Origin of the sequence: Streptomyces sp. P17 (assembly GCF_032436805.1) — a bacterium.
Lineage (GTDB): Bacteria > Actinomycetota > Actinomycetes > Streptomycetales > Streptomycetaceae > Streptomyces.
The window spans coordinates 1-236 of sequence record NZ_JAVRBF010001486.1 but is presented as its reverse complement, the minus strand read 5'-3'; the positions used below and the strand labels follow the sequence as shown (position 1 = coordinate 236).

Genomic DNA, 236 nt, shown 5'->3' with positions numbered 1-236 from the left:
AAAAACTCTGCGTGTTCATCTGGTGCCAAACACGCTTACCTTCCACATAAAAAACAAGGTCAGATCGTTCGTTCACCGGGTCGTTGTCCTCAATCACGATAGCGGCGATAACATTGCCGGAAGCATCAGCCCAAGTAACGGAGTTATGACCAACTTGAGCACCTTTGTTAACTCCTCCATCGGTATTGAAATCTGCTCGATACTCAGACTTCCAGTTGATCGGGTATTTACCGTTC

Annotated in this window: 1 protein-coding gene; it reads right to left on the bottom strand. The window is 46.6% G+C overall.

Annotated features, from left to right (window positions below):
- Window positions 1–236, bottom strand: a 236-nt coding sequence (locus RMT89_RS45430; protein ID WP_315889600.1) for a hypothetical protein, incomplete at both ends; no start/stop codon positions are given.